The 13,708-nt window shown below is 61.4% G+C and carries 14 protein-coding genes; 8 read left to right on the plus strand and 6 right to left on the minus strand.

The genetic code is table 11. The features are described 5' to 3' along the window. Nucleotides 1-96 precede the first annotated feature (96 nt). Entirely contained in the window at nt 97-729 is a 633-nt protein-coding gene (locus E5720_RS01325) for an MBL fold metallo-hydrolase (protein ID WP_136169165.1), read from the minus strand. Further along, nucleotides 726-1,811, minus strand: a complete 1,086-nt coding sequence (locus E5720_RS01330; RefSeq protein WP_136169166.1) for an S-(hydroxymethyl)mycothiol dehydrogenase — start codon at nt 1,809-1,811, stop codon at nt 726-728. Before E5720_RS01330 ends, E5720_RS01325 begins: the two co-directional genes overlap by 4 nt. Nucleotides 1,812-2,048: 237 nt before the next feature. Between E5720_RS01330 and E5720_RS01335 the strand changes: the two genes are divergently transcribed. The 3 genes from E5720_RS01335 to E5720_RS01345 all read left to right on the plus strand — a co-directional run bounded on the left by E5720_RS01335 (nt 2,049) and on the right by E5720_RS01345 (nt 6,849). Continuing rightward, nucleotides 2,049-3,029 carry a PAC2 family protein gene (locus E5720_RS01335; protein ID WP_136169167.1) on the plus strand — a complete coding sequence of 327 codons (981 nt, stop codon included), beginning with the start codon at nt 2,049-2,051 and terminating at the stop codon, nt 3,027-3,029. A 213-nt stretch (nt 3,030-3,242) separates the two neighbouring features. After that, complete coding sequence (locus E5720_RS01340; RefSeq protein WP_136169168.1) at nt 3,243-4,280, plus strand: alpha/beta hydrolase; 1,038 nt, start codon at nt 3,243-3,245, stop codon at nt 4,278-4,280. Nucleotides 4,281-4,338: 58 nt separating this feature from the next. After that, nucleotides 4,339-6,849, plus strand: a complete 2,511-nt coding sequence (locus E5720_RS01345; RefSeq protein WP_136169169.1) for a DEAD/DEAH box helicase — start codon at nt 4,339-4,341, stop codon at nt 6,847-6,849. Between the two features lie 32 nt (nt 6,850-6,881). Here the strand turns inward: E5720_RS01345 and E5720_RS01350 are convergent, their stop codons facing one another. Then, a complete protein-coding gene (locus E5720_RS01350) occupies nt 6,882-7,802 on the minus strand; it encodes a hydrogen peroxide-inducible genes activator (protein ID WP_136169170.1) in 921 nt (306 codons plus the stop codon). A 205-nt stretch (nt 7,803-8,007) separates the two neighbouring features. Between E5720_RS01350 and E5720_RS01355 the strand changes: the two genes are divergently transcribed. Together E5720_RS01355 and E5720_RS01360 are read left to right on the plus strand one after the other, a co-directional pair. Next, a complete protein-coding gene (locus E5720_RS01355) occupies nt 8,008-8,595 on the plus strand; it encodes a peroxiredoxin (RefSeq protein ID WP_084348974.1) in 588 nt (195 codons plus the stop codon). 1 nt (nt 8,596) lies between these two features. Next, nucleotides 8,597-9,139, plus strand: coding sequence for a carboxymuconolactone decarboxylase family protein (locus E5720_RS01360; RefSeq protein WP_084348715.1), 543 nt, complete (start codon nt 8,597-8,599; stop codon nt 9,137-9,139). A gap of 61 nt (nt 9,140-9,200) precedes the next feature. Here E5720_RS01360 and E5720_RS01365 read toward each other — a convergent pair whose 3' ends face one another. Next, nucleotides 9,201-9,860 carry a hypothetical protein gene (locus tag E5720_RS01365; RefSeq protein WP_136169171.1) on the minus strand — a complete coding sequence of 220 codons (660 nt, stop codon included), beginning with the start codon at nt 9,858-9,860 and terminating at the stop codon, nt 9,201-9,203. 97 nt (nt 9,861-9,957) lie between these two features. Here E5720_RS01365 and E5720_RS01370 point away from each other — a divergent pair, with 97 nt between their 5' ends. From E5720_RS01370 to E5720_RS01380, 3 genes are all read left to right on the plus strand, one after another. After that, nucleotides 9,958-10,347 carry a metalloregulator ArsR/SmtB family transcription factor gene (locus E5720_RS01370; RefSeq protein WP_136169172.1) on the plus strand — a complete coding sequence of 130 codons (390 nt, stop codon included), beginning with the start codon at nt 9,958-9,960 and terminating at the stop codon, nt 10,345-10,347. Continuing rightward, nucleotides 10,344-11,438, plus strand: coding sequence for an ACR3 family arsenite efflux transporter (gene arsB / locus E5720_RS01375; protein ID WP_136169173.1), 1,095 nt, complete (start codon nt 10,344-10,346; stop codon nt 11,436-11,438). Before E5720_RS01370 ends, arsB begins: the two co-directional genes overlap by 4 nt. Nucleotides 11,439-11,550: 112 nt before the next feature. Next, nucleotides 11,551-11,775, plus strand: coding sequence for a hypothetical protein (locus tag E5720_RS01380; protein WP_136169174.1), 225 nt, complete (start codon nt 11,551-11,553; stop codon nt 11,773-11,775). On the opposite strand, the gene E5720_RS01385 is transcribed toward E5720_RS01380, so the two are convergent. Together E5720_RS01385 and E5720_RS01390 are read right to left on the minus strand one after the other, a co-directional pair. Continuing rightward, entirely contained in the window at nt 11,759-13,018 is a 1,260-nt protein-coding gene (locus E5720_RS01385; RefSeq protein ID WP_136169175.1) for an aminotransferase class III-fold pyridoxal phosphate-dependent enzyme, read from the minus strand. The genes E5720_RS01380 and E5720_RS01385 overlap by 17 nt on opposite strands. Before the next feature lie 14 nt (nt 13,019-13,032). Next, nucleotides 13,033-13,695, minus strand: coding sequence for a Pr6Pr family membrane protein (locus E5720_RS01390; RefSeq protein WP_136169176.1), 663 nt, complete (start codon nt 13,693-13,695; stop codon nt 13,033-13,035). Between the last annotated feature and the right edge of the window lie 13 nt (nt 13,696-13,708).

Genomic DNA, 13,708 nt, shown 5'->3' on the forward strand with positions numbered 1-13,708 from the left:
AACCGGCTCCCGCCCGGTTCTACCTTCTCATTCGAGTGGTCAACAAGGCGGGAGACAGGCCGAACCTCTACCGTGATTGCCGGTGATCCAGGCAGCTCACGACCCGCGCTTGAGCCATTCCTCCAGATGCGGAGACTCGTCGCCGATGCTGGTGCCGTCACCATGGCCGGTCTTGACGCGAGTCTCGGCCGGAAGGGCGAACAGCTTGTCCCGGATGGAACCGATGATCGTCGGAAAGTCCGAATACGAACGTCCTGTCGCTCCGGGTCCGCCGGAGAACAAAGTGTCTCCGCTGAACAACTCTCCAGCTTCGGGTACGTACAGGCACGTTGAGCCTGGTGAATGACCGGGCGTGTGGATAGCGACGATGTCGGTTCCCGCTATCGAGATCCGGTCACCGTCCTCGACGGTCCGATGCGTAACACCCGGATGAGTCTGCTCCCACAGCATGTCGTCCGCTGGGTGAAGCAGCACCGGGGCATCGAGCGCCTGCGAGAGCTGCGGGGCGACCGTCACGTGGTCGTTGTGGCCGTGCGTGCAGACGATGGCCTTGACGGTTCGACTACCGACCGCGTCCAGGATCGGTTGCTGCTGGTGCGCTGCATCGACGATCACCACCTCGGTGTCGTCACCGATCAACCAGATGTTGTTCTCGACGTCCCAGGTACCCCCGTCGAGACTGAACGTCCCAGACGTCACCACCCTCTGGATGCGCAATTTTCCACTCACAGGATGACCACCGAACGCAGCACCTTGCCGTCGTGCATCGCAGTGAACGCCGCTTCCACGTCGTCGATACCAATTCGTTCGGTGACGAACTTCTCCAGTGGCAATCGACCCTGCTCGTAGAGATCGACAAGCATCGGGAAGTCCCGCTCCGGAAGACAATCGCCGTACCAAGAAGACTTGAGCGAGCCACCACGAGAGAAAAAATCTACCAAAGGCATCTCGAGTGTCATCTCCGGCGTCGGTACACCCACCAGAACAACTGTGCCGGCCAGATCGCGAGCGTAGAACGCCTGCTTCCACGTCTCCGGTCGACCGACAGCATCGATCACGACGTCGGCGCCGAACCCACCGGTCAATTCCTGGATGGTTTCGACCGGATCGACCGCGGACGCGTCCACCGTGTGGGTAGCGCCCAAGTCCTTAGCCCACTCGAGCTTTCCCTCGTCCCGATCGACAGCGATGATCTTCGTCGCGCCTGCCAGTTTTGCTCCGGCGATGGCCGCGTCGCCGACGCCACCGCAGCCGATAACTGCGACCGAGTCACCGCGCGAGACGTTGCCGGTGTTCATCGCCGCGCCGATACCTGCCATGACGCCGCAGCCGATCAGCCCGACGACCGCCGGGTCCGAACCCGGCGCAACCTTGGTGCACTGCCGCTCGTGGACGAGAGTCTTGTCTGCGAACGCGCCGATACCGAGCGCAGGAGTGAGTTCGGTGCCATCTACGAGCGTCATCTTTTGCGAGGCATTGTGCGTATCGAAGCAGTACCAGGGTGTGCCCTTTTTGCATGCCCGACACTCTCCACATACTGCGCGCCAGTTCAGCACTACGAAGTCGCCGATCTCGACGTGCGTCACCGCGTCACCGACAGTTTCTACAGTTCCTGCTGCCTCGTGCCCGAGCATGAAGGGGTACTCGTCATTGATTCCGCCGTCACGGTAAGCCAGATCCGTGTGGCAGACGCCGCACGCGTCGATCTTCACGACGACGTCGTTGGGGCCCGGATCCGGAATCGTGACCGTCTCGATCGACACCGCTTCGCCCTTGGCCTTGGCGACGACGGCACGCACCTGCTGCGGCATAAGCACTCCTTAGACGTTCAACTTGTGATCTCTGTAGACCAGACTCCCACAACGTGTGCACGACCAGCGAAGCCTGCGGGAATGAACTCGGTGTTTCTCGGCGTTCTCCCTAGGTAGTAGCCGTACTCACGGCAGCGCGATCGCCATGCCGAACCGACGGGTATTCTCCACGCGAGGTCGGTTACGGCCGTGGTGCTGGCCCCGAGTGGGCACGAAGAAACGGAAAGGGGTTCGGCCATGGACGAACAATCGAATATGTACGAGCTGGAATTTCCGGCGCCGCAAACGATGTCCGGTGACGGTGTCGGTCCGGTGTTGGTACATGGACTCGAAGGCTTCTCCGATGCTGGTCACGCAGTAAAGCTCGCCACCAAGCATCTTCGTGACACGCTCGAGACGGAACTGGTGGCTTCGTTCGATGTCGACGAGCTGATCGACTACCGCTCACGTCGGCCGACGATGACGTTCAAGACCGATCACTTCTCGGATTACGACGCGCCAGAGCTCAATTTGTATGCCGTCAAAGACAACGCCGGCACGCCGTTCCTGCTTCTTGCCGGAATGGAACCGGACCTTCGGTGGGAAAAGTTCTCCACTGCAGTTCGTCTGCTGGCCGAGCAACTGGGAGTGCGTCGGACCATCGGTCTCGGGTCGATCCCGATGGCGATCCCCCACACCCGCCCGTTGGGTGTCACCGCGCATTCCTCGGACAAGTCGTTGATCTCCGAGGAGCACAGCTGGTCGGGTGACATCCAGGTCCCTGGTAGTGCGTCCTCACTACTCGAACTACGGATGGCCCAGCACGGGCATGTGTCCATGGGATTCTCGGTACACGTTCCGCACTACCTGGCTCAAACGGACTATCCGAGTGCCGCGCAGACTTTGCTCGAACATGTCGGTGAGGCGGGTGGTCTGGAGTTGTCGTTGGTCGCGCTGGGCACTGCCGCAGCTCGAGTGCAAGAGCAGGTCGACGAGCACATCACCGGCAACGAGGAAGTGCAGTCGGTCGTACACGCGCTCGAACGCCAGTACGACACCTACGTCGCAGCACAGGAACAGCAGTCGACGCTTCTCGCCAGCGACGAGAGCCTTCCGAGCGGTGACGAGCTGGGAGCGGAGTTCGAGAAGTTCCTCGCCGAACAGGGCGGGTTCGAGGCCGAGCCGGACGATCTGGATACGACAGGTACCGACACGGACGGCACCGATACCGGGCACTGACCGGCACATAGTTCGACCATTGGATGGGTGATTGTGTGAACGTTCACACAATCACCCATTCTATTTTGTTCAGATTCCGCACCTGTGGGATAACGAAACATACCTGTAACCGGAATTCCTCTCGATGTCGCGTCGAGCGTCGTTACTCGTGCGAGAGTTTTCGAGAAGAGAGCTGTCGAGGAAGTACAGAAGTGAGGAATCAGGAGGCGCGACATGAGCAGTCCTCGCACACGCAAGCTCCGCCCGGTTCCCGATGCCGAGCCGAAATTGATGTTCCGCACTGTCCATGGCTATCGGCGAGCTTTCCGGATGGCGGGCGAAGGCCCAGCTCTGTTGTTGATTCACGGAATCGGTGACAACTCCGAAACGTGGAACGCAATAATTCCGCATCTTGCGCAGAACCACACGGTCATCGCACCCGATCTGTTGGGACACGGGCAATCCGACAAACCCCGCGCCGACTACTCGGTGGCTGCGTACGCCAACGGCATGCGAGACCTGCTGTCCGTCCTGGGAATCGACAATGTCACAGTGGTCGGCCACTCGCTCGGCGGCGGTGTCGCGATGCAGTTCTCCTACCAATTTCCGCACATGGTCGACCGACTCGTTCTCGTCTCCGCCGGCGGAGTCACCAAGGATGTTCATCCACTCCTTCGGTTGGCTTCGGTGCCGTTGGCAAGCGAAGCAGTCAAGCTCTTGCGCCTCCCCGGAGCCATGTCGGTCGTGAGATTGGCTGGCAACCTCATCGGAAAACTGAATACGACCCCGCTGCGGCCGGGCGCCCATCTCCACGACACTCCTGATCTCGTGCGCGTCCTGGCGGGCCTGCCGGATCCCACTGCGCACCAGGCATATCTCCGCACCCTGCGCGCGGTCGTCGATTGGCGTGGCCAGGTAGTGACGATGCTCGATCGGTGTTATCTCACCGAAAACCTCCCGGTATTGCTCGTATGGGGAGATCGGGACGTGGTGATACCGGTCAGCCATGCGCACCTCGCTCATTCCGCGATGCCCGGATCCCGACTCTCGGTCTTTCGCGGCGCCGGTCACTTCCCGTTTCGTGACGATCCGATGCATTTCCTGCACGTGCTCGAGGAATTCTTGGCCTCGACGCCGTGCCTGGAATTCGACGAGACTCGATGGCGGAACTTCCTCATCGCCGGAGTCGGTGAAGACATGATCACCGGGAACGCCGGCACCAGGCGCGCGGTACTGGGTGCCATGGGAGCGGACGAGCGCAGCGCGACCTGACACGCCCTGCGCGCGGGCCGCTGAAGGCGACGCGGCCAGCGCACCATAGCCTGTTACGGTGCTCCTCTCCGAACTCGTACCTGCCCCCACAACCAGCGAGGCGCAGGATCCGGACACGTTGTTCGACATTTTCACCACGTGGACCAGTGATCGAGGGCTGAATCTGTACCCGGCCCAGGAAGACGCCTTGATCGAGCTGGTGTCGGGGTCCAACGTCATCCTTGCGACACCGACCGGCTCGGGAAAGTCGATGGTGGCTGTCGGTGCGCACTTCGCTGCGATGGCGGCCGGCAAGCGGACCTTCTACACCGCACCCATCAAAGCTCTGGTCAGCGAGAAGTTCTTCGCACTGTGCGAAATCTTCGGCGCAAAAAATGTCGGCATGATGACGGGCGATGCTGCGGTCAATGCGGGCGCCCCGATCATCTGCGCGACCGCGGAAATCGTCGCGAATCTAGCTCTCCGCGAGGGAGCGAATTCCGATATCGGCCAGGTGGTGATGGACGAGTTCCATTACTACTCCGAACCCGACCGAGGATGGGCCTGGCAGGTTCCCATCATCGAGTTGCCGAACGCTCAATTTTTGCTGATGTCGGCGACTCTGGGCGACGTGTCTTTCTTTCGAGACGATCTCACCCGCCGCACCGGACGACCCACCACCGTGGTGTCGGGCTCCGAACGGCCTGTGCCCTTGATGTTCTCCTACGTGAGCACACCGATCGGCGAAACCATCGAGGAGTTGGTCTCGACGCATCTTGCGCCCGTGTATGTCGTGCACTTCACCCAGGCGTCCGCCCTCGAACGAGCGCAGGCGCTCACGAGCGTCAACGTGGCATCCAAGTCCGAGAAGCAGCAGATCGCCGATGCGATCGGCCAATTCCGCTTCACGACGGGTTTCGGCAAGACACTCTCGCGACTGGTGCGGCACGGAATCGGCGTCCACCATGCGGGCATGCTCCCGAAATATCGACGCCTCGTGGAGAAACTTGCTCAGGACGGTCTACTCAAGGTCATCTGCGGCACCGACACCCTCGGTGTGGGCATCAATGTTCCGATCCGAACTGTGTTGTTCACCGGACTGACCAAATACGACGGCATTCGCACTCGCAAGCTACGCGCCCGAGAGTTTCACCAGATCGCCGGACGCGCCGGACGCGCCGGATACGACACGCTCGGAACCGTCGTCGTCGAGGCACCGGAACACGACATCGAGAATGCGCGACTCGTCGCGAAGGCGGGTGACGATCCGAAGAAGCTCAAGAGGGTCCAACGCAAGAAGGCGCCCGATGGCTTCGTCTCGTGGGGTGAGCCGACGTTCGACCGGATCATCACCGCGAGCCCCGAGGCGCTGGTCTCGAGGTTCTCGGTCAGTAATGCGATGTTGCTCAATGTCATTGCTCGACCGGGGAACTGCTTCACTGCAATGCGCCATCTGCTCGAGGACAATCACGAGACTCGACCTGCCCAGCGCAAGCATATTCTCCGAGCGCTCTCGCTCTATCGTGGTCTCGTCTCGGCGGGCATCGTCGAACAGCTCGCGGAGCCGGATGCCGAAGGGCGCCACGCCCGGCTCACGGTCGACCTGCAGCCCAACTTCGCACTGAACCAACCACTCTCACCGTTCGCACTCGCCTCGTTCGATCTGCTCGATGTCGAATCCGATACGCATGCAGTCGATGTGGTGTCGATCATCGAGTCGACACTCGACGATCCCCGCCAGATCCTGATGGCTCAGCAGCACGCGGCTCGCGGAGAAGCAGTCGCACAGATGAAGTCGGACGGTATCGAGTACGAGGAGCGAATGGAACTGCTCGAGGAGGTAACGTGGCCGAAGCCCCTCGCCGAGCTTCTCGTGCCGGCCTTCGAGATCTATCGCGGTGGTCATCCGTGGCTGACGGAAGTCGCGCTCTCCCCCAAGTCCGTCGTCCGCGACATGATCGAGCGGTCGATGACCTTCACGGAGCTGATCAGTCACTACGGTCTGAGCCGTTCGGAAGGACTCGTTCTGCGGTACCTTGCCGACGCCTATCGCGCCCTGCGCCAGACGGTGCCGCCCGAAGCACGGACCGAGGAAGTGCAGGACATCACCGAGTGGCTAGGAGAACTCGTTCGCCAGGTCGACTCGAGTCTGCTGGACGAATGGGAAAATCTCACCGACCCGGGTGAGGATGCCGAGACCAAGCCCGAACCCTATGGCGGTGACACGCCGAAGCCGATTTCCACCAATGCACGCGCGTTCCGCGTGTTGGTCCGCAACGCCATATTCAAACGAGTGGACTTCGCGGCGGCGGGTTGGTGGAACGCGCTCGACGCGTTGGACGACGGCCCTGACTGGGAAGCAGAACTCGAGCCCTTTTTCGAGGAGTACGGCGAGATCGGCACCGGCCCATCCGCGCGTGGGCCTGCATTGTTCGAACTCACGGTTGGCAGCGACCGGACGACGGTCAGGCAGGTATTGGAAGATCCCGACGGCGATCACGGGTGGTCGTTCGACGCGGTCGTCGATGTCGAGGAGTCCGATGCTCTCGGCGAGATCGTGTTCGACGAGATCACTATCACTGCCGGCTGAGTTCGCTACCTCAACGGTCGGCTACTGGGTACCTACTGGGCGACGGCCGATCCGATCCGCGAGACCAGTGCACTCAGTGCCCGGTACTCTTCGGCGCGCCCACTCGACGCACGGTGTACGAGGCCCATGCGCCGACCGGGCTTCGGGTCCGCGAACTCGGCCCGACCCAGCGCGCCCTTGCCCATCTCTACGGCAACAGCCGATCTCGGGACGAGTGTGACGCCGAGACCGCCTGCGACACATTGAACTACCGTCGCGAGCGAGGTTGCTCTCGTGTCACCGGGGGCAGGGACCGCGTCGACCGACCGGCAGAGGTCCAGTGTCTGATCTCGCAGACAGTGACCGTCGTCCAGCAACAGGATCGGCAGGTCGACGAGCACGGAGAGGGTCAGATCACGGCGTCCGTCGAATTCGTGACCGACGGGGACGACGAGCACGAAATCTTCTGCATACAGCGGTATTTCGACGATGCCGGATTCTTCGGTGGGCAGCGCGACTACGGCCGCGTCGATCGCTCCCGACCGTAACGAGGCCAGCAGTCGGTCCGTCTGATCCTCCACGATGTGCGGCTTCACGTCCGGAAATTCGGCTCGCATCGCCGGGAGCAAGGCGGGTAGCACGTACGGCGCAACTGTGGGTATGAGTCCCAGACGAAGTGGGCCCGACAGGCGACCTCCCATGCCGGATGCTTCGGATACGAATCCATCGGCTGCATCGAGGGTTGCCCGTGCATGCTCGAGCAAATGTGTACCGGCAGTGGTCATCAGAACTCGCCTTGTACTTCGTTCGACAAGCTGAACGCCCAGTCCCTGTTCCAGTGAGGCGAGGGCCTGCGAGAGCGTCGGCTGACTGATGTGCAGTCGCGCCGCAGCACTTCCGAAATGACGTTGCTCGGCGACGGCGACGAAGGCACGCAGCTGTGAGAGCGTCGGTTGATAACTTCTATCAGTCATGCCTATCAGTCTAGTGCTACTAATCACCTTTACCTTTCGCGTATTTTTTGGCACACTCGTACATGTCGGAGATCGACCGTAGGAAGCACCGACTACACCCGGCGGCGCTCCACACACGACTCCACCCATTCGCGACACCGTGCATGTACGAATTCGACGCGCACCACGAGCGCGACGCATGCGCACCACTACAGAGGAGGACCATATGGCCCTGTTGACAATCGGCGATCAGTTCCCCGCGTACAACCTCACCGGCGTTATCGGCGGAGACCTGTCCAAGGTGAACGCCCAGCAGCCCGACGACTACTTCACCACCGTCACCAGCGATGACTACGCAGGCAAGTGGCGCATCGTCTTCTTCTGGCCGAAAGACTTCACTTTCGTGTGCCCGACCGAGATTGCCGCATTCGGAAAGCTGAACGAAGAGTTCGCCGATCGCGACGCACAGGTACTCGGAGCGTCCGTCGACAACGAGTTCGTGCACTTCCAGTGGCGCGCACAGCACGAGGACCTCAAGACTCTTCCATTCCCGATCCTCTCCGACCTCAAGCGTGAGCTCGCAACCGCTGCAGGTGTTCTCAACTCCGATGGCGTCGCCGACCGCGCGACATTCATCGTCGATCCGAACAACGAGATCCAGTTCGTCTCGGTCACCGCAGGTTCCGTCGGCCGCAACGTCGACGAGGTTCTGCGTGTTCTCGACGCACTGCAGTCCGACGAGCTGTGCGCATGCAACTGGAAGAAGGGCGACCCCACCATCGACGCGGGCGAGCTGCTGACGGCGAGCGTCTGACATGAGCGTAGAGAATCTGAAGAATGCTCTTCCGGAGTACGCCAAGGATCTCAAGCTCAACCTGAGTTCCATAGCGCGATCGACGGTTCTGAGTGAGCAGCAGCTATGGGGCACGCTTCTCGCTACTGCTGCGGCCACCAAGTCCGCTACAACGCTGAAAGAGATCGCCGAAGAGGCTGCGGACACGTTGTCCGCCGATGCCTACAACGCCGCTCTGGGTGCAGCATCCATCATGGGGATGAACAACGTCTTCTACCGCACCAAGGGCTACCTCGACGGCAAGTACGACGACCTTCGCGCAGGTCTGCGGATGAACATCATCGGCAATCCCGGCGTCGACAAGGCCGATTTCGAACTGTTCTCGCTGGCAGTCTCGGCAGTCAACGGATGCAACCATTGCGTCGAGGCACACGAGAAGACCCTTCGCGATGAGGGCGTCGACCGTGAGGTCATCTTCGAATCGATCCGCGCAGCTTCGATCGTCGCAGGCGTGGGCCAGGCCATCGAGGCCAGCCGCACGCTCGATGGAGCAACTGTCCGATAGACGAAATACACGGCGAAAGAGGCCCGCACACTTGCGTGTGCGGGCCTCTTTTTCCGTCAGTTCACTCAGCGATGACCGGCCGACTCTCAGGTACGTCGACGGCGATCTCGTCGCCGAGGTGAACGCCTTCAGCAAGAGGTAACCGGTCACCGCTCCAGAACTTTCCGGGATCGAACCAATTCGTCTTCTTGTTGCCCGTCAGCAAACCCATCGAGTCGTACGTCATGGCGACTACTTCAGCGCAGTACGCTGTTTCCAGAGCGGCGGCATGGTGCTCACTCTTACGGAAGCTCGGCAAGCGCCCCTTGAACCATCGCCCCGCAAGTTTCGCAGTAGTCGGGAACGCCGTTCCGTCCATTCGAGCTATGGTGCGCAGCAATGCATCTTCCTGCTCTCGTGTGACTGCACTGTCGAGTTGCCTGAGCCAGCAACGCTGCTCGTACTTGTTCGACCACTGCATCACTGCCGCATGGAGATCATGCAGTTGTACGCCGCGCTGAAAATTACCGGTCCACATGTCCTGCAGCGATTTTCCCAACTCGGCGTGCCACATGAGCGGAGGAAGGTCGTCGACCACGACGGCCATGCCGACGTGGTTGACCGGACTGTTGGTCAACGTCTGTATCGCACGATCAGTAGCAGAATGGCCGCGGAAGATCCAGATGTCTCCGGTACGAGTCGCATCAACCGCTGTGTTCAAATCGATCCGCGACGCAGTCATGTCGCCCAGCTTAGATCGTCCCGAAACCTCGAACTCCCCCACCAGGCATTCTCTGGAGTCGTTTGACGTTTGATTCGAATTTCATCAATATAGGCATATGTCGAATCAGCCGCTCCCCGTCGACGACCTCAGCAGCGGCGTGTGCTGCGCGCCGCTGGTTGCCGAGCCCTTGTCCGCCGACTGGGCAGGGGATCTCGCGCGAATGTTCAAAGCGCTCGGCGATCCGGCCCGGCTTCGACTTCTGAGCCTGATTGCCAGTCACGCCGGTGGTGAAGCGTGCGTGTGTGACATTTCCGATTCGTTCGACCTGTCTCAGCCGACAATCTCCCATCATCTCAAAGTGTTGCGTGAAGCTGGTTTGCTCGACTGCGAACGCCGTGGAACCTGGGTCTACTACTGGGTTATACCTGCTGCGCTGCAACAGTTGTCGTCAGTCTTGGCAGCCGCAGACCCGACCACCGACGGTGCCGCACTGGTGACCGCATGAGTAGCCAGGCGAACACCTCCGATCATCCGGCCGTCGTCGGCAAGCTCTCCACTCTCGACCGGTTTCTGCCGGTATGGATCGGCGTCGCGATGGTCATCGGCTTGGCGTTGGGCCGGTTGATTCCGGGGCTGAACGACGCTCTGTCGACCATCTCGATCGACGGGGTCTCACTACCTATCGCTGTCGGTCTGCTGATCATGATGTATCCGGTCCTGGCGAAAGTTCGATACGACCGACTGGAAACTGTCACCGGTGACAAGCGCCTGCTGGCCGGATCGTTGGTACTCAACTGGGTCCTCGGCCCAGCGCTGATGTTTGCTCTCGCCTGGCTCTTCCTCCCAGACCTACCCGAGTACCGCACCGGCCTGATCATCGTCGGTCTCGCCCGCTGCATCGCGATGGTCATCATCTGGAACGACCTCGCGTGCGGCGACCGCGAAGCCGCCGCTGTACTGGTCGCCATCAACTCGGTCTTCCAGGTATTCATGTTCGCCGTCCTCGGATGGTTCTATCTCTCCGTCCTACCGGGCCGGCTCGGCCTCGAGCAGACCACCATCGAGGCTTCCCCCTGGCAGATAGCGAAGTCTGTGCTGATCTTCCTCGGCATACCGCTGATCGCGGGGTTCGCCTCTCGCTACTTGGGCGAACGCACCAAGGGCAGGGAATGGTACGAATCGAAGTTCATCCCGAAGATCGGGCCGTGGGCCCTCTACGGCCTGCTGTTCACCATAGTCATTCTCTTTGCGCTGCAGGGTGATCGGATCACTTCCCAACCGTTGGACGTCGTTCGTATCGCACTGCCACTGTTGGTTTACTTCGCGGTGATGTGGGGCGGCGGTTACGCCCTCGGGGCCGCGATGGGTCTCGGCTACGGACGCACCACCACTCTCGCCTTCACCGCGGCAGGTAACAACTTCGAACTCGCCATCGCCGTCGCTGTCGCCACCTACGGGGCAACATCCGGGCAGGCACTGGCCGGGGTCGTCGGACCGCTCATCGAAGTCCCAGTCCTCGTCGGGCTCGTCTACGTCTCACTCGCACTACGTAAACGCTTCATTCCGGCCTCGCCGACAGCGACACAGGACTCTTGATGTCCCTCCGACGTCGTCATCACCATGGGCTGTGGCTACGCATGCTCGCCAAAGACCTCGTCGTTGGACTCAGCGATCGCTCACCCGTCCGCGATCACAGTACGGTGAAGCGATGAAGCTGTGGAAGATCCTCGGGATGGCAGGCGTCGTCGGTGTTGCCGCGACAGGCGCCCTCGTCGTGAAGTCGGAACGCAAGCGGCAGGCGTATGCCCCCGACGAGGTCCGCGATCAATTGCACAAGCGGTTTGCCGAGGCAGCTGGAACCCCACTGCTCAACGCTGTACCCGAGCGAACCCGAGTGCAGCGCCTGAAGGACCGGTTCAGCCGAGCGCGCTGAGGATTCGGGCAGCGAGTTCTTCCACCTCGTTGTCCGTCATTACGAACGACGGCGAGATCTGCATTGCACCCTGCCCTGCAGCGCGCCCGGAGACACCGTGTTTGCGGAGCGTCGCGACGAAGGGGAGCGCTTCGGCCGGATCGACCAACTGCACTGCAGCTACTGCACCGAGTCCGCTGCGAACCTCCTGCACGCGAGGATGGTCGGCGAGTGGCGCCAGATGGGTGTGCAGCGATGCCTCGAGTCGAGCGGACTCTTGCAGCAGGTTTTCGCGCTCCATGATGTCCAGTGTTGCCATCGCCGCGGCCGCAGCCCCTGCGTGTCCACCGTAGGTATAACCGTGGCGCCACCAGACACCGCCGGAGTAGAACGGCTCGGCAATGTGCGGGGCGACGAACACCGCTCCCATCGGGACGTATCCCGAGGTGAGTCCTTTCGCAGTGGTCATCAGGTCGGGCTGCAGGTCGAAACGAGTCGACGCGAACCACGAGCCGCCGATCCGGCCGAAACCGGTCACTACCTCGTCCGCGACGAACAGTACGTCGTTGTCACGACAGATCTGGCGTACCTCCTGCAAGTACCCCTTCGGCGGCAGGTAGACCCCACCAGCACCGATGATGGGCTCGCAGAAGAACGCTGCGATCTTGTCGGCACCGACTTCCTCGATGAGAGCCAGCAAGCTCTTCGCATCGTCCCAAGCGACAGTGCGCGCATCCGGCATCAGCTCGCCGTAGTTCTCCCGATTCACCGCTATACCTGCCAGTGCGGTACCGGCGACATGCATTCCGTGGTAAGCCTTTTCACGTCCGACAATAAGTGTCTTCCCAGGCTTGCCCACCTCGTGCCAGTAACGCCTGGCCAATTTCGCCGCTGTGTCGATCGAGTCGGAACCACCCGAGGTGAAGAACACCTTGCTACCCGCGACGGGCGCAATCTTCCCGAGCCGCTCCGCCAGAGCCAGCGTCGTCTCCGGGACGAAATCACCGAAATTGGAGTAGTGCGCCAGCGATCCGAGCTGGGCGGCGACGGCGTCGGCGATCTCGGTCCGGCCGTGACCGACGTTCGTGAACCACAGCCCGGCAGTTGCATCGAGATACTTGTTGCCGTCCCGGTCCCAGATATGAGCTCCCTCGCCACGTGAGACGACGAAGGGGCCTGTCCTGGTCACCGTACCCATATCGGCGAAACCGTGCCAAAGAGCGGATGGGGTGAACTCAGGGGAAGTATCAGCCACAGAAGACATGGCTCCGAGCTTAGTCAACGAACTGCGTCCGATCGTGCCCCGTACCGCCATCGGCTGCCGAGCCGGCCGACTGTGTTCACCGCAAGTGCCATCAACACGAAGGCGACGGTGAGTACGAGCAGACCGATCACCAACGCAACGTATCCCTGGCCCCGCGGATCGAGGAACGGATACGGGTACCAGTCTAGGATCGGACCGCGGATCAGACTGTAGATCCCGTAGACGAAGGGAAAGACCAGCCAGATCAGCGACTGTGCGTCGGAAATCTTGCGACGCGGCGGCACCACGATCCAGTCGATCAGAAGCACCACCGGCATGATTCGATGAACCACATTGTTGGTCCACGGATCAGCGACTCCGACATCGATCCCGGCGAGAAGAACGGCGTAGATGATCCCGGTGATGACCATGTACAACGTCACACCCCCGCGGAACAACTGCCAGCGCTCCCCCTGCGGGTCCGCCACCCCGCCCACGGCAAGCACGAGGACAGTCAGAACATTGCTGAGCACGGTGAAGTAGCTGAAGTAGTTGGCGAGTGAGAACGAGCTACTGTCCAGGCCTCGGGCGACGATCCACGAGAGCGCCGCGAACGTGAGCGCAGCAAACAGAAGCCGGAATGCCCTCACGAGCACGTGTGTACCGAGTACAGCGGGCGCACGCCGCGAGGTCGTCATAGTCGATCTTGGC

It is taken from the genome of Rhodococcus sp. PAMC28707, from assembly GCF_004795915.1.
In the GTDB taxonomy this organism is placed as follows: Bacteria; Actinomycetota; Actinomycetes; order Mycobacteriales; family Mycobacteriaceae; genus Rhodococcoides.

Coding starts and splice junctions, on each gene's coding strand:
- E5720_RS01330 (WP_136169166.1), bottom strand. CDS start 1,811: ATGCCGCAGCAGGTGCGTGCCGTCGTCGCCAAGGCCAAGGGCGAAGCG.
- E5720_RS01380 (WP_136169174.1), top strand. CDS start 11,551: ATGAAGCTGTGGAAGATCCTCGGGATGGCAGGCGTCGTCGGTGTTGCC.
- E5720_RS01365 (WP_136169171.1), bottom strand. CDS start 9,860: ATGACTGCGTCGCGGATCGATTTGAACACAGCGGTTGATGCGACTCGT.
- E5720_RS01360 (WP_084348715.1), top strand. CDS start 8,597: ATGAGCGTAGAGAATCTGAAGAATGCTCTTCCGGAGTACGCCAAGGAT.
- E5720_RS01350 (WP_136169170.1), bottom strand. CDS start 7,802: ATGACTGATAGAAGTTATCAACCGACGCTCTCACAGCTGCGTGCCTTC.
- E5720_RS01340 (WP_136169168.1), top strand. CDS start 3,243: ATGAGCAGTCCTCGCACACGCAAGCTCCGCCCGGTTCCCGATGCCGAG.
- E5720_RS01385 (WP_136169175.1), bottom strand. CDS start 13,018: ATGTCTTCTGTGGCTGATACTTCCCCTGAGTTCACCCCATCCGCTCTT.
- E5720_RS01335 (WP_136169167.1), top strand. CDS start 2,049: ATGGACGAACAATCGAATATGTACGAGCTGGAATTTCCGGCGCCGCAA.
- E5720_RS01355 (WP_084348974.1), top strand. CDS start 8,008: ATGGCCCTGTTGACAATCGGCGATCAGTTCCCCGCGTACAACCTCACC.
- arsB (WP_136169173.1), top strand. CDS start 10,344: ATGAGTAGCCAGGCGAACACCTCCGATCATCCGGCCGTCGTCGGCAAG.
- E5720_RS01390 (WP_136169176.1), bottom strand. CDS start 13,695: ATGACGACCTCGCGGCGTGCGCCCGCTGTACTCGGTACACACGTGCTC.
- E5720_RS01370 (WP_136169172.1), top strand. CDS start 9,958: ATGTCGAATCAGCCGCTCCCCGTCGACGACCTCAGCAGCGGCGTGTGC.